The 25,101-nt window shown below is 62.7% G+C and carries 21 protein-coding genes; 5 read left to right on the top strand and 16 right to left on the bottom strand.

Translation table 11 applies throughout. The annotated features are described in order from the left end of the window. Positions 1-8: 8 nt before the first annotated feature. Both DL238_RS13305 and uxaC read right to left on the bottom strand, forming a co-directional pair. A complete protein-coding gene (locus tag DL238_RS13305; protein WP_234031108.1) occupies positions 9-1,286 on the bottom strand; it encodes a mannitol dehydrogenase family protein in 1,278 nt (425 codons plus the stop codon). Between the two features lie 83 nt (positions 1,287-1,369). Continuing rightward, entirely contained in the window at positions 1,370-2,770 is a 1,401-nt protein-coding gene (gene uxaC / locus DL238_RS13300; protein ID WP_115492947.1) for a glucuronate isomerase, read from the bottom strand. Positions 2,771-2,925: 155 nt separating this feature from the next. Here uxaC and DL238_RS13295 point away from each other — a divergent pair, with 155 nt between their 5' ends. Further along, positions 2,926-4,455: a UxaA family hydrolase gene (locus DL238_RS13295; RefSeq protein ID WP_115492946.1), complete on the top strand. Its 1,530-nt coding sequence runs from the start codon at positions 2,926-2,928 to the stop codon at positions 4,453-4,455. On the opposite strand, the gene DL238_RS13290 is transcribed toward DL238_RS13295, so the two are convergent. The 6 genes from DL238_RS13290 to DL238_RS13265 all read right to left on the bottom strand — a co-directional run bounded on the left by DL238_RS13290 (position 4,456) and on the right by DL238_RS13265 (position 12,596). After that, on the bottom strand, positions 4,456-5,739 hold the full coding sequence (locus DL238_RS13290; protein ID WP_115492945.1) for a TRAP transporter large permease: 1,284 nt from the start codon (positions 5,737-5,739) through the stop codon (positions 4,456-4,458). Further along, entirely contained in the window at positions 5,739-6,218 is a 480-nt protein-coding gene (locus DL238_RS13285) for a TRAP transporter small permease (protein ID WP_234031107.1), read from the bottom strand. The genes DL238_RS13290 and DL238_RS13285 overlap by 1 nt, the downstream gene beginning before the upstream one ends. A 2-nt stretch (positions 6,219-6,220) precedes the next feature. Then, positions 6,221-7,135 carry a TRAP transporter substrate-binding protein gene (locus tag DL238_RS13280; protein ID WP_234031106.1) on the bottom strand — a complete coding sequence of 305 codons (915 nt, stop codon included), beginning with the start codon at positions 7,133-7,135 and terminating at the stop codon, positions 6,221-6,223. A gap of 121 nt (positions 7,136-7,256) precedes the next feature. Beyond that, complete coding sequence (locus DL238_RS13275; protein WP_115492942.1) at positions 7,257-8,873, bottom strand: family 43 glycosylhydrolase; 1,617 nt, start codon at positions 8,871-8,873, stop codon at positions 7,257-7,259. Further along, positions 8,870-9,871, bottom strand: coding sequence for an alpha/beta hydrolase (locus DL238_RS13270; protein ID WP_115492941.1), 1,002 nt, complete (start codon positions 9,869-9,871; stop codon positions 8,870-8,872). The genes DL238_RS13275 and DL238_RS13270 overlap by 4 nt, the downstream gene beginning before the upstream one ends. A 31-nt stretch (positions 9,872-9,902) precedes the next feature. Next, complete coding sequence (locus DL238_RS13265; RefSeq protein WP_234031105.1) at positions 9,903-12,596, bottom strand: TonB-dependent receptor; 2,694 nt, start codon at positions 12,594-12,596, stop codon at positions 9,903-9,905. A 234-nt stretch (positions 12,597-12,830) separates the two neighbouring features. Here DL238_RS13265 and DL238_RS13260 point away from each other — a divergent pair, with 234 nt between their 5' ends. Together DL238_RS13260 and DL238_RS13255 are read left to right on the top strand one after the other, a co-directional pair. After that, the gene (locus tag DL238_RS13260) at positions 12,831-14,159 is read left to right on the top strand and encodes a pectate lyase family protein (protein ID WP_115492939.1); all 1,329 of its coding nucleotides are present in this window, start codon (positions 12,831-12,833) and stop codon (positions 14,157-14,159) included. An 83-nt stretch (positions 14,160-14,242) separates the two neighbouring features. Further along, positions 14,243-14,593, top strand: a complete 351-nt coding sequence (locus DL238_RS13255; RefSeq protein WP_234031152.1) for a cupin domain-containing protein — start codon at positions 14,243-14,245, stop codon at positions 14,591-14,593. Positions 14,594-14,599: 6 nt separating this feature from the next. Here the strand turns inward: DL238_RS13255 and DL238_RS13250 are convergent, their stop codons facing one another. The 6 genes from DL238_RS13250 to DL238_RS13225 all read right to left on the bottom strand — a co-directional run bounded on the left by DL238_RS13250 (position 14,600) and on the right by DL238_RS13225 (position 20,604). Continuing rightward, complete coding sequence (locus tag DL238_RS13250; protein WP_199798061.1) at positions 14,600-15,472, bottom strand: rhamnogalacturonan acetylesterase; 873 nt, start codon at positions 15,470-15,472, stop codon at positions 14,600-14,602. 3 nt (positions 15,473-15,475) lie between these two features. After that, complete coding sequence (locus tag DL238_RS13245; RefSeq protein WP_115492936.1) at positions 15,476-17,041, bottom strand: carboxylesterase/lipase family protein; 1,566 nt, start codon at positions 17,039-17,041, stop codon at positions 15,476-15,478. Then, a complete protein-coding gene (locus DL238_RS13240; protein ID WP_115492935.1) occupies positions 17,028-18,065 on the bottom strand; it encodes a sugar kinase in 1,038 nt (345 codons plus the stop codon). The genes DL238_RS13245 and DL238_RS13240 overlap by 14 nt, the downstream gene beginning before the upstream one ends. Beyond that, a complete protein-coding gene (gene kduD, locus DL238_RS13235; RefSeq protein WP_115492934.1) occupies positions 18,050-18,823 on the bottom strand; it encodes a 2-dehydro-3-deoxy-D-gluconate 5-dehydrogenase KduD in 774 nt (257 codons plus the stop codon). Before kduD ends, DL238_RS13240 begins: the two co-directional genes overlap by 16 nt. Before the next feature lie 2 nt (positions 18,824-18,825). After that, a complete protein-coding gene (locus tag DL238_RS13230; protein ID WP_115492933.1) occupies positions 18,826-19,458 on the bottom strand; it encodes an RpiB/LacA/LacB family sugar-phosphate isomerase in 633 nt (210 codons plus the stop codon). A gap of 120 nt (positions 19,459-19,578) precedes the next feature. Beyond that, positions 19,579-20,604 carry a LacI family DNA-binding transcriptional regulator gene (locus tag DL238_RS13225; protein ID WP_115492932.1) on the bottom strand — a complete coding sequence of 342 codons (1,026 nt, stop codon included), beginning with the start codon at positions 20,602-20,604 and terminating at the stop codon, positions 19,579-19,581. A 168-nt stretch (positions 20,605-20,772) separates the two neighbouring features. Between DL238_RS13225 and DL238_RS13220 the strand changes: the two genes are divergently transcribed. Both DL238_RS13220 and DL238_RS13215 read left to right on the top strand, forming a co-directional pair. Continuing rightward, entirely contained in the window at positions 20,773-21,561 is a 789-nt protein-coding gene (locus DL238_RS13220) for a 2-keto-4-pentenoate hydratase (protein ID WP_115492931.1), read from the top strand. A gap of 160 nt (positions 21,562-21,721) precedes the next feature. Beyond that, positions 21,722-22,768, top strand: a complete 1,047-nt coding sequence (locus tag DL238_RS13215) for a family 43 glycosylhydrolase (RefSeq protein WP_234031104.1) — start codon at positions 21,722-21,724, stop codon at positions 22,766-22,768. Positions 22,769-22,785: 17 nt separating this feature from the next. Here the strand turns inward: DL238_RS13215 and DL238_RS13210 are convergent, their stop codons facing one another. Together DL238_RS13210 and DL238_RS13205 are read right to left on the bottom strand one after the other, a co-directional pair. Further along, on the bottom strand, positions 22,786-23,850 hold the full coding sequence (locus tag DL238_RS13210; RefSeq protein WP_234031103.1) for a glycoside hydrolase family 43 protein: 1,065 nt from the start codon (positions 23,848-23,850) through the stop codon (positions 22,786-22,788). After that, complete coding sequence (locus tag DL238_RS13205; protein WP_181883956.1) at positions 23,847-24,785, bottom strand: arabinan endo-1,5-alpha-L-arabinosidase; 939 nt, start codon at positions 24,783-24,785, stop codon at positions 23,847-23,849. The genes DL238_RS13210 and DL238_RS13205 overlap by 4 nt, the downstream gene beginning before the upstream one ends. Positions 24,786-25,101: the final 316 nt, after the last annotated feature.

The raw sequence follows: 25,101 nt of genomic DNA, 5'->3' as shown, positions 1-25,101 counted from the left end.
ATCGTTCCTCAAATGACCGGATCGGCGAGTGTCTCAGCCAGAAGCTCGTATCCGGGCCAGAGCGGCCCTCTGGCGCCCCATCCAAGCAGACAATATTGGATCACCGCGGCGCGTCCATCGCAGCCAGCAATTCGCCTGAGCTCCGACCCATGCGGATCATCGAGCCAGCGCCCATCGACCAAGTGCCAGATCCATGCATCGAAGCCCGATCGTATGGAATCGAACGGGAGGCCGAGCCGCAGCGATGCCAGAGCGGTATTCAGCCAGCGCTGCGGAATCTTCTGTGTGCCGTCCATCGCAATCTGGTCCAGGCGGTGCCTGAGCGCCGGATCGGCAAAACGCTTCATCAGATGGCGAGCGTATTGCTGGAGATCCTGGCCTTGCGTTGCCTCTATCGTCGGGATGGCTTCGTGTCGCATAAGCGTGTTCGCCAAGTTTCGCAGGAGCGGGTCGGCAATCGCCTCATGGACGAATTCATGGCCGGCTCGTAGCCCGCAATAAGCAAGCAAGGAGTGCGCACCGTTCAGCATTCGAAGCTTCGCCGTTTCGAAAGGGGCCACGTCGCCGACCAGTTCTACACCGTGATCTTCCCAGCGGGGGCGGGGGCCTGCGAAGTTGTCTTCGACCACCCACTGGCTGAACTCCTCCGTGAAGACTGCGCCTTCGTCGGTGATGCCAATCCTCTTTTCCAGCGCGTCCAAGTCCTCGGACCGCGTTCGGGGCACAATCCGGTCGATCATGGTCGAAGGCACCCGGCATTCGCTTTCGTACCATCCGATCAGGTCAGGCAGTTGGGCGCCGAGCCATTGCCTGATCAACGCATCCAGAACTCGCCCATTGTCGGCCAGATTGTCACACGAGATAATGGTGAGTCCCCCAAGGCCGGTCGCGCGCCTTCTTAGCAGGGCTTCGGAAAGCATCGGATAGAAGCTCCGTCTCGCAAGACGCAGGTCGAGATCGCCACTGTCGCCGCGAGCATAGCCCTTTTCCGTTACGGTGAGGCTTGCGATATGGCACGCAGGATCGGCCAGGCGTTCGACGACCTGTTCGAACTGCTCGGACGCAAAAAGGACCTCCCGCACAGACCCGATGACTCGCGTCTTCGCGCGCTCGCCGGCTTTTTCTGTCAGCGTATACAGCCCGGCCTGCGGGTTGAGCTGCCTGGCAACCGCGGGCGACCGCATGGAGACGCCGCAGATCGCCCAATCCCGGTCTCCGGCGCTCATCGCCAGATCGGTGTACCATGCCTGGTGGGCCCGGTGGAAAGCGCCGATCCCGAAATGCACGATCCCGATTTTCTGAGCGTCGCGGTCGTAAGCGAACCGGGTTACGTCGCCTCTCAGCTGTGCCAGGGATTGGGGGCTTAGCCTCACAGGCGGTAAGCGCTCTTGGCGAGATTGTAGGCGAGATCGTGTGCCAGTTCGGCAGCTTCCCAATCTTCCAGGCGGTGCTCGGCAACCAGCTGCGCCAGGAAGCCGCAATCGATCCGCCGTGCCACATCGTGCCTCGCCGGGATTGAGAGGAAGGCTCGCGTATCGTCGTTGAAGCCGACGGTGTTGTAAAAGCTAGCCGTTTCGGTGGTCATCGACCTGAAGCGGCGCATGCCTTCGGGGCTGTCGTGAAACCACCATGCGGGGCCGAGCTTGAGGCACGGGTAGTGCCCCGCGAGGGGTGCCAGCTCGCGCGCATAGCTGCTCTCGTCCAGCGTGAAGAGGATGATCAAGAGGTCGGTATTGTTACCAAAGCGATCGAGCAACGGTTTGAGCGCGTGGACGTAATCGGTGCGGGTCGGGATGTCCGCGCCCTTGTCCCGGCCGAATTGCTCGAAGAGCTTGAAGTTGTGATTGCGAAAGCTGCCGGGATGGATCTGCATGACCAGCCCATCGTCGATGCTCATAGCGGCCATCTCGGTCAGCATCTGGCCGCGAAACAGTTCACAATCCGCGGGCGATGCACCGCCGCGCTTCACGCGGTCGAACAGGTCCCGGGCCTCTGCCGCAGACAGGTTCGAGGTCGCGGCGGTCGGATGGCCATGATCGGTCGATGTCGCGCCGTAGCTCGCGAAATATTCCCTGCGATTGCGGTGAGCAGCCAGATATCCCGACCAGGTCATCGTATCTTCGCCGGTAATGTCTCCCAAACGGGCAAGATTATCGATGAATCCTTCGAATTCGGGATCGACGACCGGATCGGGCCGGTATGCCGTTATAACCCTGCCGCCCCAGCCGCTTTGCCGAATTTGCCTGTGATGTTCGAGCGTGTCGAGCGGGCTCTCCGTAGTCGCGAGAACTTCCAGTCCATACCGGTCGAAGAGCGCTCTTGGACGGAAATCGTCCTGTTGCAGTTTGTCGGTTATCGTGTCGAAATAGAAATCCGCAGTCGAAGCATCCAGGCGGACGTCGATGCCGAACGCCTCGGCAAATACCCAGTCGAGCCAGATGCGAGAAGGTGTTGCGCGAAACAGGTGGTAGTTTTCCGCCAGTATGCGCCAGGATGCGCGTGGGTCCGCGCCGCTTCCAGAAATACCAAGGGCCCTCAGCGCGATTCCCTGCGAATAGAGCATCCGGAACAGGTAATGATCGGGGTGGAGGAGCAGTTCGGTCGCATTTCCGAACGGCTCGTTGCTCGCAAACCATCGGGGATCGGTGTGGCCGTGCGGGCTTAGGATGGGAAGCTCTGCAACCTCGGCATACAAGGTGCGAGCGATGGACCGGACCCCTGGATCGGCAGGGAACAAGCGGTCTTCATCCAGTCGCAGCGGCTTGCTCATCCTTCAAGTCCTTGCATTTCCGGTCCGCGTTATGTCGGCGAGCGTTGGTGATTGTTGGCACGCGGCGAATTATGGTAACCGGTGTCAAAGGGTGTTTTTGCCTCTCTGAGGCGTAAAGATCAACTCTCTACATTTGCGGGCGAGCCTTGTCGGACATGAACGAGATATCACAAGCACTTCAGATCGATGAGGGCGCACCCGTGGCCTGGCACTGCCACCGGGACGACAGCGTGGGGATCGCCATGCGCGACCTCGAAAAGGGGGAGGACGTCGCCATTTCCGGCGCATCCGTCCAGCTCCTCGACGCAATTCCCGCGGGGCACAAGTTCGCCCTCAAGGAGCACGCAAGCGACGATGAGGTGATCCGCTATGGGGCGCCGATAGGGAAGGCGAGCCGGGCAATCGCGATTGGTCAGCACGTCCATTCGCATAATCTCGCGTCCGCATTGTCTGGCGAACTCGATTATGGCGCTTTCGAGCCTGCACCTGCGGCTTCGGGGGCGATCGAACGCGGGGCGCTGGCTGACTGGCAGGGCTATCGCCGCGCGGACGGGCGATTTGCGACGCGGAACGAAATCTGGCTCCTGCCGACGGTGGGCTGCGTAGCACCGCTGGTGGAAATGGTGGCCAGGGAAGCTGCCGAGATCCATCGCGGGAAGCTCGACGGCATAATAGGTTTCGGCCATCCGCACGGCTGTTCGCAACTCGGCGACGACCTATCCGGAACGAGAGATGTGCTCGCCGCGCTGTGCGACAATCCGAATGCAGGCGGTGTGGTGCTGGTAGGGCTGGGCTGCGAAAGCAACCAGCTCGACGATCTGGTCGCACTGGTGCCGGCCAGAAGCCGGAGCAAGCTGCGCACGATGCGTGCGCAGGAGGCAGGCGACGAACGGGAACAGCTTCTCTCAATCATCGGCGAACTGGTCGAAATGCTGGCTCCACTGGAGCGCGAGAGAGCGCCGGCAAGCGCGCTGACTGTGGGGCTGAAGTGTGGTGGTTCGGACGCGCTTTCAGGCCTGACGGCCAATCCCCTACTCGGCCGGTTCAGCGATGCCCTGGCCGCGGCTAGCGGCAAGCTGCTCTTGACCGAGATACCCGAGATATTCGGCGCGGAAGACGCTCTGCTGGCGCGTTCTTCTTCGCCCGCGGTGTTTTCTGCGGGCGGCGAACTGGTGAACCGGTTCAAGCGTTATTTCCTTGACCAAGGACTGCCTGTCTCCGAAAATCCATCGCCGGGAAACATTGCTGGCGGGATTACTACGCTCGAAGAAAAGTCCCTTGGCGCGGTGCAGAAGGGCGGACGCGCACCGCTGGTGGATGTCGTCGATTATGGCGGCACAGCGGAGCTTCCGGGGTTAACCTTGCTCGAAGCGCCGGGGAACGACGCCGTTTCCTCGACCGCGCTGGCCGCGGCGGGCGCCACGATGATCTTGTTCACGACCGGTCGCGGAACCCCGCTCGGCTTCCCTGTGCCGACCGTCAAGGTGTCCTCGAATTCCCGGCTTGCTGCCTCGAAGCCGGGCTGGATCGATTTCGATGCAGGGCGCGTCCTGACCGAAGGACAAGACGCGATCGATCATGCCTTCGCCGACTATGTCAATGCGGTGGCCGGAGGACGACCGACGCAGGCCGAGCGTACCGGCCAGCGCGTGATCTCCATCTGGAAACGCGGCGTTACGCTTTGATCAGCCGGCGAACACCGTCGGCAGCCAGAGCGAGAGCGACGGTACGAAGGTGATGACGATCAGCGCGGCGACCAGAGTGAGGTAAAACGGCCAGATCGTCTTCACGAGCGAAGTGACCGGTATCTTTCCCACCGCGGACCCGACGAAGAGAACCGATCCGACGGGCGGCGTGACGAGGCCGATGCCCAGATTGAGCATCATGATGATGCCGAAGTGGACCGGATCGACGCCGACACCCATCGCCACCGGGAGGAAGATCGGTGTGGTGATCACGATAAGCGGAGCCATGTCCATGAAGGTGCCGAGCGCCAGCAGCATCAGATTGATGATAATCAGAGTCAGGATCGGATTGTCCGTCATCACCCCTATCAGCGCGCCCAACGCCGCCGGTACTTCGAGCAATGCCAGCGCAAAGCCGAAGGCGGTCGCCGCTGCGATGATGAAAAGCACCATCGAGGCCGTGCGGACCGACTTCGCCGCCGCCTCCCACATGCCTTTCCAGCCCAGGCTGCGATAGACGAAGGTCCCGATCAGCATCGTGTAGATCACGGCGATCGCAGAGCTTTCGGTCGGCGTGAAGAACCCGCTCAGGATCCCGCCCATGATGATGACCGCGGTCATCAACCCCGGGATCGCATAGGCCGTTGCAAGAATGAATTCGCGCCAGCCGGGGAAGCGACCGGTCGGCAGCTTGCCGCTGCGTGCGACCAGCCATGCTACCAGCATGAGCATCATCCCGGTCAGCAGCCCGGGGAGGATGCCTGCCAGGAACAGATCGCCGATCGAGACACCGATGCCCGATGCGGCGGAGTAGATGATCATGTTGTGCGACGGGGGAATCAGCAGGCCGACGATGGCGGCGGTAACGGTGACGTTGACCGCGTAGTCGCCCGGATAACCCTTGTCTTTCATCAACGGGACCATGGTCGATCCGATCGCCGACGCGCTCGCGATCGCCGAGCCCGATACGGCACCGAACATCATCGATGCGCCCACGTCGACGATGCCCAGGCCGCCCCGGACGCGGCCGACGGCTGCATCCGCGACGCGCACGAGCCGTTCGGCGATGCCCGCCCGGTACATGAGATCGCCGGCGAAGATGAAGAAGGGGATCGCCATGAGGGTGAAGATGCTGATGCCCGACGCGACCCGCTGCACGGCAACGATCGGAGGGATGTCCATCGCGAGGAAACAGGCGAGGGCGGCAGCGAGCAGCGAGAAGGCGACCGGCACCCCCAGGACAAGCAGGAGGAAGAGCACGCCGAAGAGGACGAGAAGTTCCATTATTCGGGCTTCATTTCGCGCGAATCGTCACCCGGATGCCGACCGGTGAGCATCTGCGGCAGGGCGAACAACGCCATGAGCGCGCCCGACACGGGCAGAGGCACATAGGCAACCGCCCGGCTTATCCCGAGCGATGGCACCACGTTCGCGCGGACGGCCCAGCACAGCTGCGCACCGTAGACCAGCAGGACGAGGCCTATGACAGCGATAACCATCGCCACGAATCGCAGGAGAGGTCGTGCCCGCTCGCCGAATTTTTCCTCGAGCAGGGCGATGCGAATGTGGAACCCTTCGTAAACGCCGGCGGCCGCCGCGAACATGACATACCAGATCATCAGGATCAGCGACGCCTGCTCGGTCCACGACGGACTGGAATTGAGCACGAAGCGTCCGAACACCTGCCACCCGATGATGGCCGTCATCGCGATCAGTCCAACCGAACCAAACCCGATCAACAGGCGCGAAATGGCAGCGGCCATGATCATTCTTCCTTCATTTCGATTATGCGCCGGACGATATGTTGCTGGGCCGGAGTGGTGATGTATTCGTCCCAGACCGGCCGCATGAGATCGGCGAAAGGCTGTATGTCGACCTCGTTCACCTCAACACTCGATGCTTCGACCGCAGCCTTAGCTTCCTCGACACGGGCGTCCCACAGGCGCCGCATTTCGACGACCGAAGCTTTGGCAGCCTCGCGCACGAGGTTCTGGTCCGGTGGCGGGAGGCGATCCCAGCTCGCCTTGCTCATGACCAGCGCCTCTGGGGTCAGCAGGTGCCGTGTCAAACTCAGGTACTCCGCCACCTCGTAATGGCGTTCGCCCACGAAAGTCGGCCAGTTGTTCTCCGCCCCGTCGATCACCCCTTGCGCAAGCGACTGGTATATTTCCCCGAAGGGAATGGGCACCGCGTTCGCCCCCAGCGCATTGACCATCGAGATGTATAGGTCGGACGCGGGAACGCGGATCTTCAGGCCCCGCATGTCGGATGGCGCCGCGATCGGCCGGCGGACATTGTAAAAGCTGCGCGCCCCCGAATCGTAGATGCACAGCCCGATGAGATTGTGCGGTTCGAGCGACGCCATCACCTCGTCACCCACTTCGCTGTCGACCACCCGGCGCATGTGCGAAACGGAATCGAACACGAAGGGCAGACAGAAGGGCAGCGTCAGCGGCTCCATGCTGTTGAGCGGAGCGAAATTGACGCGGCTGAAGTCGATCCCGCCAAAGCTCGTGATCTCCAGCGTATCGGTTTCGCTGCCCAGCTGACCACCGGCGAAGACCTTGATGCCAAGCCTGCCGCCCGTCTTTTGCGCAAGGTAGCGGCCCATGAATTCGACGGCGCGCACCGTCGGGTAATCGCCGGGATGCGCATCCGCGCCGGTCAACAATCCGGACATGCCCGGCTTGCACCCCGAAATGAGCACGCCGGCCCCAACCACGAGCGATCCGGCCAGGACGGACCTCCTCGACAGCAGTGCAGGCAACGCCCGGGGTTCTTTGCTCCTCTCCATAGTGCGGTCAGTCGTCCAGTGCCGTGAACCGGAAATTGCGGAATTTCGCCTCGCCGGGGCCCGCCGCATACAGGCCCGGACGCAGCATCAGGAAATCGCCGCGCACGTTATGGTGGTATCCCGACACTTCCATGCCGCGGTCGAAGCGGTGCCAGGTGCGCCCGCCGTCGCTGCTCGTGTCGTACACCACGATATGCCTCCGGTTGGTCACGCGCATCCTCATGCTGCGACCGTGGGGGTTCGTCGGTCGTGCGCGTTCGCGACCGTATTGGTGGGTTACGAACCGATCCTCGTCGAAGCCCAGGCCGCAGTAGAGCTTGTCGTCGTAGAAGAGGACGAGACCGGCGGTTCCGCCCGGTGACAACTCGATATCGCATTCGAACCGGTAGGAGCGATCGCCCGCGGTCAACAAGAGCGGCGAGCCGCTGGAAGGGGCAACTCCCTTCCCGGCGAAGCGCAACACCCCGCCGCCGCAGTCCACCCGGGCTGCCTCGTCATCCTCCGGCTTGAAGAATGCCCATTTCTTGCCAAGGGCGAGCGGACCAGCGAAATCGTCGGACAGTGCCATGCCATGCCTCACCGCCGTGCCTCCCCGGGGCTTCAGAATGGGCGAGGAGAGATCGCCCCCGGTCATGCGAAACCAGCCATCCGGCGTGAATTCCACCGGATCGAGCAGGCATTGGCGCCCCAGCGTCCAGTAGCCGTTTTCATATCCGTGGTAGAACGACCCCCAACTGCCATCGGGAGCCTCAACGAGCGACGCGTGGCCGCGCGACCACCAGGCCTCGTCGATACTGGTGGTGCGGACCAGCGGGTTGCCAGGGTGGTGTTCCCACGGGCCATGCAGCGATCGTGATCGCGCCGCGATGACCATGTGGCCGGTCGGCGGGCCCGCGGTCCCCCCGACTGCGGTGATCATGTAGAACCAGCCATTGATGAGATGGATTTTCGGGCCTTCGGGTGAAAAGCCCTCGACGATCCAGTCGGAGGGATAGCGCCACGGGTCGTAGACATGCTCCACCTCTCCCGCGAGCGAGAGATTGTCGTCCGACAGGCGTACACGGTCTCCGCCCGAAAGGAACAGCCAGCGACTGCCGTCTTCGGCGATCGCGTGGCACGGGTCGATGTGGCGGGGCAGGCCCAGCGGGACAGGATCGCTCCACGGCCCGGTGATGTTGTCGGCCCAGGTCACGAAGATGTCGTTGGTCGGCTGCGCCTTCACCGGGATGTAAAGCAGGTAACGCCCCTTGTCCTTGTGCAGGCTGGGCGCCCACACGGCCCCGATGTTGCGGGTGAGCGCCGCTTCCAGCGGCTCCCAGTTCACCAGGTCGCGTGAATGCCAGATGGTCAGGCCGGGATAGGCGTCGAAGGTGGAGAAGGTCATGTAATAGTCTTCGCCGTCCTTGAGGATCGCCGGGTCCGGCCGATCTCCCGAGACGACGGGGTTCAGGAAGGTCCCATCGCCCTGATCCGGAATGCGCTGGTTATCGTAGCCGCGACGATAGCTGCGCGCTTCGGATCGTTCGACACGCTCCTGCTCGACCGCCCGCAGCGAAAGGGGCAGCAGTGACCCCACGCCGGCGGCGCCCGCACCAAGCAGCACATGCCTGCGAGGGATATTCATACGAAGCTCCTCGTTCGCGCCCAGGCAAGCCAGAGCTCGGGCCACGCTTCGACCGGTTTGCCGATGGCCTTGCGTAGCCCGAAGCCGTGGCCGCCATGTTCGAACAGATGTGTCTCGACCGGGATGCCCTGCGCTTTCAGCGCGGCGCGCAAAAGGACGCTGTTCTCGACCGGAACCGCGTCGTCGTCTTCGGCATGCAGCAGGAAGAATGGGGGTGCATCGGCGGGCACGTTGCGATCGGGCGAATGGGCTTTCTCAAGGCTTGGCCCTGCATCGGCGCCGATCAGCAAATCGCGCGAGCCAGCATGGGCCACTCCCGGCGTCATGCTGACGACAGGGTAGATCGGCGCTGCACAAAAAGGCTTGGCGGAGAGTGTGTCTGCAGCGTCGACCGGCGTATAGGTATGTGCAGCGAAGCGGGTGGCGAGATCGGCACACAAGTGCCCGCCCGCCGAAAATCCCATCGCTGCGACCCTCTCCGGCTCGATCGCGTAGTCGCGCGCACGATGCCTGATCAGGCGCATCGCGCGCTGGGCGTCGCTCAACGCCACATCGGGTCCGGCTTCCCACCCATCGCCCGGCAGGCGATAGAAAAGCACGAAGGCGGTAACCCCGCGGGCTGCGAGCCAGCGGGCCATTTCATATCCTTCCTTGTCGACCACTACGTGCTTGTAACCACCTCCGGGGGTTAGCAGCACGGCGGCCCCATTGGGCCGGGCGGGGCGGAAGACGACGAGGCGCGGGACGGCAATTCCCGAAACCGCCCGGTCGGTGACCAGCCGATCTTGCGATCGCTCTACGGTTCGTTCGACCGGCGGTGTGTCGGGCAAACCGGGAGCGCCATCGGGCCACAGATCGAGCGTTTCGGTCGGTTGCGGCAGCCCGGGCACAAGTCCGTCCGGCGCAACCGGCGGCAACGTCTGACCTGTCGCCCGGCCCATCGGCAGGATCGACAGCAGGAAGCCTGCGGCAAGCAGTGATCTTCGATCGCTTCTCATGCCGCAGGCTCCTGCCCGTTCAGTCGATTCGTCAAAGTTCGACGCGAACACCAGCCATGATGATCCGGCCAAAGTGGTTGTTCTCGTAGTTCCGACGGGTGGGATCATCGGTCCAGCGATAGCGGTAGTCGTCGGTCAGGTTGTTTCCGTCGAGAGTCAGTTCGAGGTAATCGGTGACCCGGTAGCGGATCGCGGCATCGAGATTGAACGATTCCCCGAACCCTTCGAGGAAGTTTCCGTTGCCGCTGTTCCCCGTGTTGTAATCGCTGCGATAGGCAGCGGAAACGCGTACCGAAAGCGTGCCATTATCGTAGTACGCCGTACCATTGGCGGAATACTCTGACACACCCGGGAACGTTGTCTCGATGATCGAGCCACCGAAATTCACATCCTGGTTGCTGTCCACATAGGTCACGTTTCCGAGGACGCCGAAGTCAGCGAGCATACCCGAAGTGAACGCGGAAAATGGCAGGTTCATGCCCAACTCGACGCCCTTGATCGTCGCGCCTTCGCCATTGCCCACCGCGCGAAATTCAAACTGTCGGTTGGGATCCGTACCATTGACGATCGCGTCGTACGCCGGCGTGCCCGAAGTCAGCAGCGCGGTGGGCAGTCCGCTCTGCGCATAGGTGATCTGCGTGGAACTCGAGACCGGGAAGCTCTCGATGTCCTTGATGAAACCGGCGAGCGAGATGATCGCGCCGGGTGCGAAGTACCATTCGAGTGACACGTCGTAGTTCCAGGCCCGATATGGCTCGAGGAACGGGTTGCCGCTGGAGATGCGGAAATTGAACTGGTCGACCGATCCGCCCGGCGTCAGCGATCCGAGAGTCGGTCGGGTGATGACCCGTGCCACCGCTCCGCGGACGATGAAATCCTCGGCCGGGAAGACGTTCAGGTTCACCGCCGGCAGCATATCGTCGTAAGACCGCTCCACGGTTACGAACTGACCGCTGTTGAAGCCTTGCGACGTCTGGTCCGTGTGCGCGTAGCGCATACCGAAATTGCCGGTCATCCGCAGGCCTACATCGAGTTCGAAGTCGGTCTGGAAGAAGCCGCCCTTGACTTCCTCGGTAACGCCTCGCTCGTCCCCCTGCTGGGTTACCGCGGGGATATCGTACAGATTTAGGAAGGCTGTCGCCGCGTCGAGGTTGGGCACGACCCAGGCATTGGTGTTGCCGGCGGGCTGCCCGGCATTGCCGAGCTCGAACAATTCGGCGAGATCCGCGGTCACCGGCGCGCCGTATGTGCCCGGAGCACAGGTGAAGGCGGAGCAGTACTGGCTGTCACGCCGGGCGCCCGTGGTGAAGAATTCGAACTTGCGATAGAACGGACCGGCCGAGATGCGCAGCCCGTCGACCGGCGCATATTCGAGGTCCAGTTTGACTGTGCGGAACTTGTTGTTGACCAGGCTCGGCCGGTCGCGGAACTCGGCCAGCTGGAAGTTGGTCGGATCGGTAACGTCCGTTCCGAAGGCCAGGACCGGGAAGGCCATGTCGGTGTAGTCGTAGCTGTAGGTGCCATCGCGATCGTCGAAGATGATCGTCGTTTCGACCGGGATCTGGGCATCGGATTCCGAGATGCCTCCCAGAAGGCGCGCGGTGAAAAAGTCCCCGAAACGCTGCTCGAGACGACCGGAGATCTGGTAGAAGTCGGTTTCGCTCTCGCGGTGATAGCGTTCGTTCCGGATCCACGCGTTTTCCAGATCGGCGCTGATGAGGTTGTTGTCGCCGTCGATCTGATAGTTGGTGACGTCGATATCGTCCTCGTTCGAGCGCAGGAGCACTTCGCCCCAATACTCGTCGCGGTCTTCCTTGAAGTTCGAATAGAGGCCGCTGATTTCGATATCCGTGCTATCCGTCGGGCGGAACTGGATGGCCCCCGTCGCGCCAAGCCGCTCGCGCTCGTGATTGACGAGGCCGTAGCGCGGAATGCGCGGATGAAACGCGTCGGCCACTTCGAGGCAGCCCGCGTCGGTGGGATTGGCCGGGCAGTTTACGCCGTCGACCGAATTGAACTCGGCCTGCGCCCAACGAACAGTGTTGTTGCCCAGCTCCGGCGTCTCATATTTGGTCCAGGCGACCGAGGCCGAGACACCGAAGGTTTCATCCGCATTGTTCCATGCAACGAGGCCAGCAACGCGCGGAGCGATTTCTTCGTTGAGATCGTTGTACCGGCCCTGCGCCGAGGCGACGAGCTTCAAGCCAGCGCCATAGGCCAACGGATTGCCGGTGTTGAGATCGATCACAGCACCGAGCGAGCCTTCGTCCAACTGGGCGGAGGCCGTTTTGTGGACCACGATGGAATTGAACAGCTCCGATGCGAAGACGTTGAAATCGAATGCGCGATCGCGGTTCGAGGATGCGCCATCGACCGAGGTGGCAATGGTTTCCATACCATTCACACGGACCCTGGTGAACTGCGCGCCGAGCCCGCGGACGGTGATCTGGCGGCCTTCGCCGGCATCGCGTTCGATCGCGACGCCCGGAATGCGCTGAAGTGATTCGGCGAGGTTCGTATCGGGGAACTTGCCGATATCCTCGGCCACGATGACGTCGACCTGGCCTACCGCCTCGCGCTTGGCCTGGACCGCGGCGTTAAGCGATTCCCTGAAGCCGGAAACGACAATGACATTCTCGTCTTCGACGACTTCGTCGCTTATCGTCGCGGCGTCCGCGACGTCATTCCCGCTATCTTGCGCGAAGGCCGTCGTCGGAATTGCCATCGCGGTACTCGCGAGAAGAGCATATTTTGCTCCCGACAGAAGAACACGCATTCCAAACTCCTCCCAAATGGCACCGGTGTCTTTTTGAGGAGCACGGCAACAGCGAAGTGTTGCTGCGTGACGGCCTCAGACAGTCCTGCATTCCCTAGACCCGGTTTTTGGTAACCGGTGTCATCTTCTCTTGCACCGCACTCGGCGTAGTGTCAAGAAGCTTGTCGGAGAGAGGACACCTGAATGAAGCACCTATTGCTCAAAATCGCGTTTTTTGTGGTATTGTCGGCGTCGGCGAGCGCCCAGTCGCCCGATCCCACCATCGGGGGAGCGGGGGGGGAGATCATTCGCGTCACAACCTTGGAGAAGGATGGGCCGGGCAGTATTTCCGAGGCTCTGGCGACACGGGGACCGCGAATTGTCGTCTTCGAAGTCGGCGGGGTCATCGATCTCGAACGATCCAGCCTGACGATCTCGGAACCTTACATCACGATCGCCGGGCAGACCGCTCCCTCACCGGGGATCACGCTCATCCGTGGTGGGATCGACGTCAACACGCACGACGTGAAGCTGCAGCACCTGCGCGTTGTCGTCGGCGGCGATGGGCTGCCCAAGCGCCACGGGTGGGAGGCTGACGCCTTTTCCACACGTTCGGCGCACCGGGTGCTGGTCGAAAACAACAGCTTCTTCTGGGCGATCGACGAGAACATGTCGGCGTCCGGGCCGCGGTTTACCGGGGACACGGTAGAAGAATGGCGCGCGGGCACGAGCCGCGATATCGTTTTCCGACTCAATCTCGCCGCCGAAGGTCTGGCGGATTCGACCCATCCAAAAGGCGAGCATTCGAAGGGCTCCCTGATTCACGACAATGCGACCGGTATCGTGTTCGAGCGCAACATCTGGGCCCATAACGTCGAGCGCTCGCCGCTGCTCAAGGGCGGCGCGCAGGCGCTGATGATCAACAACCTGATCTACGATCCGCAGCTGCGCGCGGTCCATTACAACCTGATGGACTTGGAATGGGCGGGGCATCCGGCGGTGGACGGCGAACTGACCGCGATCGGCAATGTCATGCGCGGGGGCAACAGCACCGACGAAGGGCTTCCATTCCTGATGATCGGTGGGGTGGGTGATCTGCTCTATTACGGGCGGGACAACATCGCGGTCGACCGGTTCGGCGATGATCTGCCCATGTTCGGCCGCTACGGCGTGACCGATGCCGAGATCGTCGTGCAAGACCAACCGCTGGCTGACCTGTCCGGTTACGAAATACTGCCCGCCAGAAATGTGGAAACCACGCTGCTCGCAACCGCTGGCGCGCGTCCGTGGGACCGCAGCGAGATGGAAACCCGCGTGCTCTTCTTCATCGCCGAGGGGAGGGGCGAAGTCATCGATTCCGAAGACGAAGTCGGCGGTTATCCCACCTTCGACGCCACGACGGCCCGGTTCGACGAGAGCGCATGGGATCTCTTAACCCTAACCCCGCGATCGGGGCGCTGGCCGGGCCAGAAGGAGGGCGCGCAGGAGCATCTCTCGCCGCGCGATCGCGAGATGCGGGAAACGGGAGAATGAGGGGGGCGGCTGGACTGACGGTGGGCTTGCTACTGGCAGGATGCGCGGGTGCGGATCGGCCGCAAACCATCTCGGCCCCGCAGATGGTCGTCGTAAGCGAAACCGATGTGATGGTGCGCGAAGCACCCCCGCACGGCGCCATCGGAATGTCCACCGCCTACCGGATCAGCGACGCCGCGCCGCAACCGCGCAAGATGGAGTTTCGCCGCCGTGTCCTCGATCCGGGGGCGGCGGTCGGCGAACATCCGATCGCGCATGACGAGGTCTATTACGTCACCGCGGGTCGCGGTGTGGTGATCTCCGACGGTGTGGAAGCGGAGCTTACCCCGGGCATGGCGGCCTACCTTTATGAAGGTGCCATCGTCGGAATTCGGCAGACCGGATCGGAGCCGCTTTCGATCATCATTGCCTATCCGGTGTCCGGCGAGGACTAGCCGCCTCTAGGGACGGATGAGCGGGCGGATATTCGGTTCTGCCTTGACGACCTCGGCCGCCACGACCGATGCGAACAGCTTCGCGCCGTACTCCCCCAGGTGCGTGTAGTCGAAACGAGAATTCATCTTGGCGATGCGCAGGTCTTCAGGGGTGTCTGGCATGTCTGGCCTTCCGGTTTCGGCAGGCAGCGTCTCACCGTCGATCGCAGCCGCTGCCGATACTTCGGGGCTGGGCGGGCGTTCGGCCATCATGTTCTGAACCGACGGGCCAAGCGCTTGCACTATGTCGCGGCTCCGCTCGTTGAGATCGACCAGCGGTGTGTCGGTTTCGCGGGCGATCCGGCGAACGGCCGCTGCCCACGGGTCCAGATCGCGCGCGACGTTCCCCTCTTCGAACAGGCGCCGCGTGAGCGGGGTGAACAGGATCGGGGTTGCCCCGGCCGCACGGATTTCCTCCACGTAGCGATGCATGTTCGCAGGGAATTCGGTTTCGAGATCGGTCGACCGCCCGGGCTTGCCCGGCTGGTCGTTATGACCAAAGCCGATCAGCACGAACACATCGCGATATCCCTCGACCCGCATTTCCCGCAACGCGACATCCCACAGCCCCTCTGCCCGGTAGGACCCGCTGCTTCTCCCATTGCGAGCGAGGTTCAGACACGCGGTGGGGTGGGTTGTGTGGTGGGCGCAGAACATAGGGCCCCAGCCATTTCCCGTCGCCGTGGTTGAATCGCCGACGAGAATGATCTTGTTGATTCCCTCGACACTGCTCGTCTCAGTCGAGGTGACCGAAGGCGGCGGGCCGCTTTGCGCATAAGCGGGCAGGGCCAACCCCGCCATGAGGCCGCCGGTGGCAAGCAGGAGGATTGATCGTTTCACGGTTCAGCTCCCGGGTTGGATATAAGGTGCTTTGGCCCACAATTCGCGCTGCCAGCGACGCGGATCGTCTTCCACCGCGATACGGTCTTGCGCGATCATCAGTGTCGCTCGATCGGGCAATCGATAGGGCAGCCAATCCGCGAGGCCCGGTCTCCCGTTGTGCGCCATGCCTGCAAAGGCTGCGATCATCGCATTGCTGATTTCTCGCGCTCGCGCACCGGTGCCGGAATAGCTGCCCGGCGCGTCCAGCGTGCCGAAGACATAGGGCAGATCGTCGGTATGGGCAGCGCCGCGAGCGGGATCGAGCGGGCTCTCCCTGTCCAGCTGGTAGACCCAGGTCGACTGCGCTCCCGCTTCGGCGCGCCGATCCGCTTCGATCACCTGTCCCGGCCAGCTTCGCCCGGCGGTCGTCGCGGCGTAGAACACGTCCTGCGCACTCCAGTGCGGGAAGCGAGCGCGGTACTGGGCGACAACCCAGTCGGGGCGCAGGTCGATCTTGATCTGCGGGGCGAGCCGCGCGGCAATGTTGGACCAGTCGAGACCATGGACGACGGGCCCATCCGTACGGATGAAGGCCCGTGTTTCGTCGCTCGTGTTACCCAGGATCATGGGAATATCGAGCGATTGCGCAGCAGCATCGGGCCAGAAGGGATGACGATGCAGGTGAACCATGTCGAGTACCGGACCGAAATAGATTCCGCCGCCAAGCACGGGATCGATGGCAGAGAGCCCCTCGACAAGTCGTTCGTGCGGCAATGTCAGCAAAGCAGCGAAATCGTGCTCGCCCAGGCCGAGCTCGTGCATCAGGGCGCGCGTGCGTTGCCACGCATTGCCCGGGCCTTGGGCGGTGACTTGCTGGCCGCTCATCGTGGCCGCGGAATGGAACAGGCCGCTTGCCGCAGGCATCGCCATCAGGGTCGCGATCTTCGCTCCCCCTCCGGACTGGCCGAACACCATCACCCGATCCGGATCGCCTCCGAAGGCGCCAATGTGGTCGCGGATCCATTCCAGCGCGCAGATGAGGTCGAGCTGGCCGGCATTGCCGCTGTGGCGAAATCTTTCCCCGAAAGGATGGAGCCAGCCGTAACCGAACAGGTTGATCCGGTGGTTGACGCTCACGACCACCACATCGCCTTCGGCGGCGAGGTGGGGACCTTGGGTAATGGGATCGGTAACCGACCCCCAGTTATAGGCTCCGCCATGGAAATAGACCATCACGGGACGGCGAGCCGCCGGGCTGGGATCGGGCGACCAGATATTGAGGAAGAGGCAATCCTCGCTCATCTCCGCCGTCATCGGATTGCGTTGCGGGCACAGCGGGCCGAAGTGCGTGGCAGAGGTCTCGCCCCCGGGCAGAGGCTCGCGAACCGGACGGTCGAACCGCCGCGCCCGGGCATAGCGAATGCCCCAGAATGCCGGAACGCCGCGGTCGATGAAACCGCGATAGTTCAGCACGCGGGGGTCCGACTTGCCCAATGCAGCGCTCAGGGCTGGCGACCCGAGGAATGCGGCCCCGGCCAAGGCCCCACCCATCGCAGCGCGCCGACTTAACCCCTTACCGGCTGACATCGGACCCGGCGGGATTGAACGCTTCCATCTCGCTGCGGGTGACGCAGATGCTGTCACCCGGAACGCCGTGTTTCATCGCCGCAAGCGCCAGCCCGGTCTTGGCCATTTCCTGGGCAGAGTGTCCTTCGAGCCAGCGTAAGAGCACGCCTGCCGCAAACGCATCGCCCGTGCCGATGCGATCGACGATCGGCGCGATCCGGACCTCGTCCGTCTGCCAGTGGCTTTCCTGCAGATCCACCCGCGCAGCCAACCGGTTAGCAGTCGCGCTTTCGATATGGCGCGCGGTCGATGCGATCACTTCGAGGTTTGGGAACGCGGCAAACGCAGCCTCCGCCGCTTCCCGCCGCCGGTCGGGTCCATCGCCGGAGAAGGTCTTCCCCAGCAACAGTGAGATATCGCGGTGATTGCCGATTAGAATATGCGCGTTTCCGACAAGTTCGGTCAGGGTCGCTCTTGGATCGCTGTCCCACGCATCCCACAGGTTGGCGCGGTAATTGCCGTCGAAGCAAATCGGCACTCCGGCATCGCTCGCTGCCGCAAGGGCTGCACGTGCCAGTTCGACTCCTGCCGGGCCGAGAGCGGCCGTGATCCCCGACATGTGGAACAGCGATGCGCCCTCCAGTGCGGCGGCGAAGTCGAAAGCCGCCGGCGGACTGTCGCAAAACGCGCTTCCCGCGCGATCATAGGTCACCCGTCCGCCGATCGGGCCGCTGGGCGGTTCGAAGAAATAGAGGCCGATGCGGCCCTCGGCTTGCGCAATGAAGCCGCAATCGACGCCTGCGGAACGAAGCTGGCCGATTGCCCGACGTGCCAGAGGATTGTCGGGCAGGGCGGTCACCATGCGGGTCGGCCAGCCCAGGCCCGCCAGCGCGACCGCTACATTCGCTTCCGCTCCGCCGACTGCAAGATCAAGGCAGTTCGCCGATGCCAATGGCGTGCCCGGCCGCGGTGACAGGCGCAGCAGCATTTCGCCGAAACAGACCGTCGGTCCCACTTTCGGCGCGGCGTTCACCGGGCCAGCCATCCGCCATCGACCGCGAGGATATGCCCTTGCACGTAGTCCGCCGCGCTGCTCGACAGAAACACCGCCGCGCCCCCGATATCGGCCGGATCACCCCAGCGCCCTTCGGGTATCCGCTCGAGAATCTGGCGATTGCGGGTTTCGTCGGCCTGCAAGGCTGCGGTGTTGTTCGTTGCGATATAGCCGGGCGCTATCGCGTTCACGTTGATGCCCTTGGGTGCCCATTCGTTAGCCATCAGCTTGGTCAGTCCGCCGACGCCGCTTTTCGAGGCGGTGTAGCTTGGCACGCGGATGCCGCCCTGAAAGGTCAGCATCGAGGCGATATTGACGATCTTGCCCCGCGCTCCGTCCTGCGATGACCACCCGGTCATGTGCCGCGCGACGGCCTGGCTCAGGAAGAACAGAACCTTGAGGTTCACGTCCATCACCGCGTCCCAGTCTTCCTCCGAGAAATCGAGCGCATCCTCGCGCCGGATGATGCCGGCATTGTTCACGAGGATGTCGATCCGCCCCAGCGCCGCGGTCGTTTCATTCACGATCCGCTCGCACGGTTCGATGGAGGAAAGGTCTGCGATCACGACGTGCGCACGTACGCCCTCGGCATCCACCATCGCCCTGGTCTCGTCCGGGCTGCGCCGTGCGATCAGCGCAACATCCGCCCCCGCCTTGGCGAGCGCGACGGCGATGCCCTGCCCGATGCCGGTGTTGGCGCCGGTTACCAGCGCAACCTTGCCCGATAGATCGAACGCCTGGCCAGCCACGATTACAGCCCGCGCAGGTAGTTGCTGATCTCTTCGTCCTGCGAATTGGCATAGAACAGCTCGCCGAACTTCTCGCCCGCGATTGCGCTCTTGAGCAGGTCTTGGTCGACATTCTTTAGCACGCTCAGCATGTCGTGGCAGGTCTTAGCCTTGAGATCGGCGAGAACGCTGCGGTTCTTGGCCATGATCTCGGCGCGTTCCTTCGGATAGCCTACCCCGCTCTCGCCCTCGAACAGCTTGCGGTAGCAATCCTGCAGGTTGAGCTCGGCCGCCCAGCCGAAGCCCTTGGCATAGGGCATCGCGATGGCGTTCCCATCGTTGATCTGAGCGAACAGGAAGGCGTCGGTTGGGTCGATCACCAGCCCGCAGAAAACGCCGGGCATGGCGTTGGCGGCGAGCATCGAGCCCGAACCCGTGCCGCAGCCGGTCACCACGAAGTCGGCGGCGCGCGAATTGAGCAGGATGCCCGTCAGCAGGCCGACCATCGGATAGGTCACCTGCGCCGCGTCGTCGGCGGTATACATGCCGTAATTGTGCACTTCATGGCCAAGCTCCCCCGCGACCGTCGTGAGTGCGTCGTGGATCATGCCGTTCTTTGCGGCTTGGCTGTTCTCGTTGATGAGGGCGATTTTCATGGGCGTTTCCTCGCTCGGTACAGAAGTGTTTCGTTCGCAGTCATCCTCGAATCGCGGCTCGAGGAAACCGGTGTCATTGCGAGGTGTAGACCGAACTGGGGCGGCATTTCAACCTTCGCTTCATCTTCCATCGGGTGGCGGAGCTACCGAGTCCCTGGTTACGAGACTTGCTGGAAAGGTTGACGGCAGGGCCTCTTCCGAATCCGGGGCGATCAGTTTCAGCGCAGCGGCCTTAGCCATTTCCCGGATCGGCCACCCGACGGTGGTCATCGGGGGCCAAATATGCGCGGCGATCGGGGAGTTGTCGAACCCTATGATCGACAATTGATCTGGGACCTTGATGCCCCTTTCCCGCGCCGCGTGATAGGCGCCTGCCGCCATCTCGTCATTGCTGGCGAAGATCGCAGAGATGCTAGCATCGCTCGCCAGCAGCTGCGTCGCCGCTTCGATTCCCGAGTTGAACCGGTAAGTGCCGCGAGCGATAGCAGCGGCCGGCACTTCGAGACCGTGGCGTTTCATTGCCGCCAGGAACCCATCCCGTCGCTCTGCGGCCGAGCGAAATCCGGCTGGTCCTTCGATAATCGCGATCCGGCGATGCCCGATACCGACCAGATAATCGATCACGGATTCCACCATTTCCCGGTCGTTTGACTGGACGAGGTGTTCGGCTTCGTCGAGCGCCGCCGATCCCATCCGAACATAGCCGCAACCCATGTCGCGGCAGAGTTTGGCCAAGTCGTCGTTCTCGGAAATAGGGGGCAGCAAGAGCACGCCGTAAAGCCTCTGCAGCTCGAGAAAGCTTCGGATATCTTCCAGCATGTCGGGCGAGTGGCGATCGACCGGTCGCACCACGAGGGCAAACTCGGTGTCGCGTATCGCGTCGAGCACGCCTTCCTGAAAATTCAGGACGGTCTGCGCATTGGGATTGTCGTGCAGCAATCCGAGCAGGAAGTTGCGCCGCAGCGCAAGAGCGCGGGCCTGCGGATTGGGAATATAGCCGAGATCGGCAATGACCTTCTGAACTTTTTTCTGGGTCGCTTCCTTGAGCAGGGGCGATCGATTGATCACTCTGCTGACGGTCTTCTTCGATACGCCCGCAATGCGGGCAACATCGTTGATTGTCGGCGCCGAACCGGATTTAGGCATTCCGTGCAACCCTTCTCGATCGTTGTGCACACCTATAGCCGAGCTGCTGTGGAAGGGGAGTGTCCGGCCTTGCTCTATCCGCATCCGTGAGACGCAAATCGCTTTGACACCGGTTTCCTTTTTCGTCAAAGGCTGGAGATCAAGGGCATTCTCGAAAGGGGAAAGGCGATGAATTCCGTATCGGGCCAGATTGCGTACGCGTTTGTCGACGCACGTCGGTCATGGAAATCGGTTTTGTCCTATCCGGGACCCCCTCCCGCCGACCTTGCCAGTGCATATCAGATCCAGGATGAGGCAATTTCGATCTGGCAGCGCCAGATCGGCGGCTGGAAAGTGGGCAAAATCAATCCGCCGGCGAGTGACGAACTGGGCGCAAATCGCCTGATAGGCCCGGTCTTCGAAGATACCATCCAGTTCGAGAATGAGGATGGGAATGCGTTCCGGATTTTCGACGGCGGGTTTGCAGCAGTCGAAGCCGAATTCATGCTCCGCCTGGCGCCGCCTGGCGGACCGTTGCCGCGTGACCGGCAGGAAGCGATGGACTGGGTGGATGAAGTGCGGATCGGGATCGAGATCGCCTCTTCACCCTATGCCCGGATCAATGCCGATGGTCCGTGCGTCACCGTTTCCGATCATGGAAACAACGCCGGCCTCCTGATCGGCAAGCGCGTGGACCGGGCGCAATGGGGAATGCTCGGCGAAATCGAAGTTTCGCTCGATATCGAGGGTGACGAAGTGGGCAGGGCCACGACCGCAACGATGCTCGACGGAGCGTTCGGAGCGGTGTCTTTCCTCCTTCGGAACCTGGCCGAACGCCAGATCGAGCCTCGTGCGGGCTGGTGGGTTTCCAGCGGTGCCATAACTGGAGTCCATGAGATCGCGCCCGGTGGCATGGCGACTGCGAATTTCGAGAATATCGGCAGCATATCTGTGCGGGTAGACGCCGCTCCGGTCTGATCGCTGGTCATCCTTGGTGTTCGACTTGCCGGTCAATTCGTCGTTTGGCTGCAATGCATTTTCCGGGAGGCCGTTCATAGGACGAAGCCGAGGGACGTCAGTTACACGACCCCTTGACGGCTTTGTCTGACAAAAGCATGCGGTGGTTGAGAGGAACCGCATGACCCATTCAAAATTTTCCATGATGGCCGCACTGTCCGTCGCGAGCGCGGTGCCTGTTTCGGCGCAGTCACTGATCGAATTGCCGGCGCAGCCGCTACGCGATGCACGAATTGGCGGGGAGGGAGGCAACCCTATCATCCGAAATCGGTTCACTGCCGACCCGGCGCCGCTGACCGTGGGTGATACACTCTACCTCTACGCCGGGCACGATGAAGGTGACGAGGGCTTCCGGATAGACGAGTGGGTCGTCTATTCCACCAAGGACATGGAGACCTGGACCGACCACGGCATCCTCATGCGACCGACCGATTTCGCCTGGGCGGAGGGCGAGGCATGGGCTTCGCAGATGGTCGAGCACAAGGGCCGGTTCTATTTCTACACCACGGTCGAGCACGACGACACGCATCCCGGAAAGGCGATCGGCGTCGCCGAGTGCGATACGCCGGTTGGCCCGTGCCGCGATGCGCGAGGATCGGCGCTGGTCCGCGACAATCCCGACACATGGCGCGCTTGGAGCGATATCGACCCGACGGTCATCGTGGATGCGGACGGCACGCACTGGATGGCGTGGGGCAATTCCAACCTCTACCTCGTCCGCCTGAAGCCCAACATGATCGAGCTGGATGGCGAGGTGCAGGAACTGCACCTGACCAATTTCCTTGAAGGGCCATGGCTGCACCGGCGCGGCAACCTCTATTACATGACCTATGCTTCCTTCGTCGAAGGCGAGCAGGAAGCCGAGCATATCTCCTACGCCACCGCGCCGAGCATGGAGGGCCCCTGGACCTATCGCGGCGAGCTGACCGGCGCGGCGAAGAACAGCTTTACGATCCACCCGGGGGTCGAGAAGTTCAACGGACAGTGGTATTTCTTCTACCATAACGGCGCGCTGACGATCGACGGGGTCGAAGGCTCTGAATATCGCCGCGCGGTCACAGTGGAACACCTGCTCTACGACGAAGACGATGGGCTGAAACCGATCGTGCAGACCGTCGAAGGCGTGTCGATCCCTCCCTGCCAGGAGGGCACGCCCTTCGACGAATAGTTTACAGGGCGATCAGCTCAGGTCTGATCGTCCTGCCGAAGAGGCCCGCTGCGCACCGGCTTGCCGAAGACAGGAACGCCGTTGTCGTCGTAACCGAAGCGCTGCACCCGTGCATGGCGGTTGGGATCGTAGAGCGGATCGCCTTCGATGTCCTGATAGTCGCGGGCGTGGTAGACAAGCACGTCGCGCCCGCATTTGTCGGTTGTGAAGCTGTTGTGGCCAGGGCCGAAAATGCAATGTTCGGGCGCGCTCTGGAACACCGGTCCCAGCGCCTTGGTCCAGCTTTCCGGGTTCATGAGATCGGCATCGGCCAGTGCCCATAGCAGGCCCATCGCATAGCGATCGTCGGTCGCGCTGGCCGAGTAGGTCAGGAAGACCTTGTCCCCATGCGCCAGAAAAGCCGCGCCTTCGTTGACCTTGAAGCCCTGGATCTCCCAGTCGAGCGTCGGCACGGTCAGCCGGACGGGGGCGGCCGCAAAGCTCGTTGGCGAGGCAAGGGGGGCAAGGTAGAGGTTGGAATTGGTCTCGATCCCCGGCTCGCGTTGCGCCCAGCACAGGTAGTCGACGCCGCAATGGTGGAAGCTGGTCGCATCGAGGTTGAACGTGTCCCAAGGCGTTTCGAGCTGGCCCAGCACCGACCAGTGGTCGGCCATAGGATCGTCGCCCTCGCACGCCAGCACATAGGTGCGGATATGGAACACATCGTCGCTGTTGCCGGCGGCGAAGTAGATTAGCCATCGTCCGTCGATCCGGTGGATTTCGGGTGCCCAGATATGGCCCCCCATCACGCCTTCCTCCGGCCGTCGCCAGAGCGTCCTCTCCTCTGCGTTCGACAGGCCGCCAATCGAGGAGGCATGGCGCAGGATGATCCGGTCGTATTCCGGGACCGAGGCGGTGAAGTAGTAGGTATCCTCGCCGTGACGCAGGATCTGCGGGTCGGCGCGCTGGAAGATGATCGGGTTGAGCAAGGTTTCGGTCTCGCATTGAGAGGCGGCGCGGAGCGCGGCGGGAGCGGCGGCGGTTGCGGTCGCAAGGATCGAGGCGCGGAGGATTGCGCGCCTGTCGAAGGAAGGAAAGGTCACTGCGGTAGCTCCAGCATTTCGAGTTCGGGCCAGCCGGACGTCCACGTGAGTTCGCCGATCCGGAGAGTGGGCCGTCCGTCATTTTCGGCATCGTAGGCATGGAAGACCAGGATATCTCGGCCCTCGGAATCGCGGAAATGGCCCGGATGGCCCGGCCCCCGGAACCGGTCGTCCGGTTCCGCCGCGGCAATGATCGTCCCTCCTCCGTCAAGCATCGAACGTCCGCTGCGGTCAACATATGGTCCGTCGATGGCGCGCGAACGCCCGATCACCGTCTTGTAGGTACTCTCGACGCCGTTGCAGCAGCGGTCGAATGAGGCGAGCAGGTAGTACCAGCCGTCGCGCTCGAAAATGAACGGCGCCTCGATCGCATTCTCGGCGTTGTCGGGCCGGCGCGCTATATTGGTGACCGGCGCGCCCGGCTTGCGCAGCCCGGTTGCCGGGTCGAGTTCCACCAGCATCAAGCCACCCCAGAAGCTGCCGAAGGAGAGCCAGGCCCGGCCATCGCGATCGGTCACGAAGTTGGGATCGATCGCATTATAGGGATCGCCCTGGGTCGAGGTGACGACCGGTCCATGATCGGTCCAGGCGTAATCGGACGCGTCGGGATCGAGCGTGGGGGAGGTGGCCAGCCCCATCGCGGACACCTGCGAGCCGAAGGTCGATACCGAGTAATAGAGACGATAGCCGCCATCGTAGCGCGAGATATCTGGAGCCCACGCTCCGCGCGCGCCCGGCACCGCCTGCGTGGTCCATTCGGGCAGGGGGAAGGGGGCAGGAAGGGCGGTCCAGTTGACAAGGTCTGGCGAGCGATGCGCCCTCAGGGGAGAATGATCGGGACTGCCGGTGGAATAGAGATAGTAGCTGCCATCCTCGGCCATCAGAACCGGGTCGTGGATCGTTGCCAGTGGCTCGGGCGAGCCGGCGTCCGCCACGGACGAAGGCCCTGGGAATGGCGCCGAACCCAATGTGCTGCCATCGCTTCCGCAAGAAGTTGCGATAAGGGCCGCGCCCATCAATCCGAATGCCCTGAACATCACGTCGTCTCCCATGACGCACATCACTGACCGGTCGTCCTGGGTCGTGAGCGCTTATATTGTCGGACAATAACGCCGCAATTGAGGAGAGCAAGGGAGGCTATGCATTGCTCCTGATGGGCATGCTGCTAGGATCGGCAAATACGGAGATTAGAATGGCCATAACGGCATCAACCGGACGAAAGGCGAGAAGTGAGTTTTCGCATTCCAAGAT

It is taken from the genome of Alteriqipengyuania lutimaris, from assembly GCF_003363135.1.
Classification (GTDB): Bacteria; Pseudomonadota; Alphaproteobacteria; order Sphingomonadales; family Sphingomonadaceae; genus Alteriqipengyuania; species Alteriqipengyuania lutimaris.
Note: the sequence above shows the minus strand (reverse complement) of the source record. Positions and strands in the feature narration are given on the sequence as shown.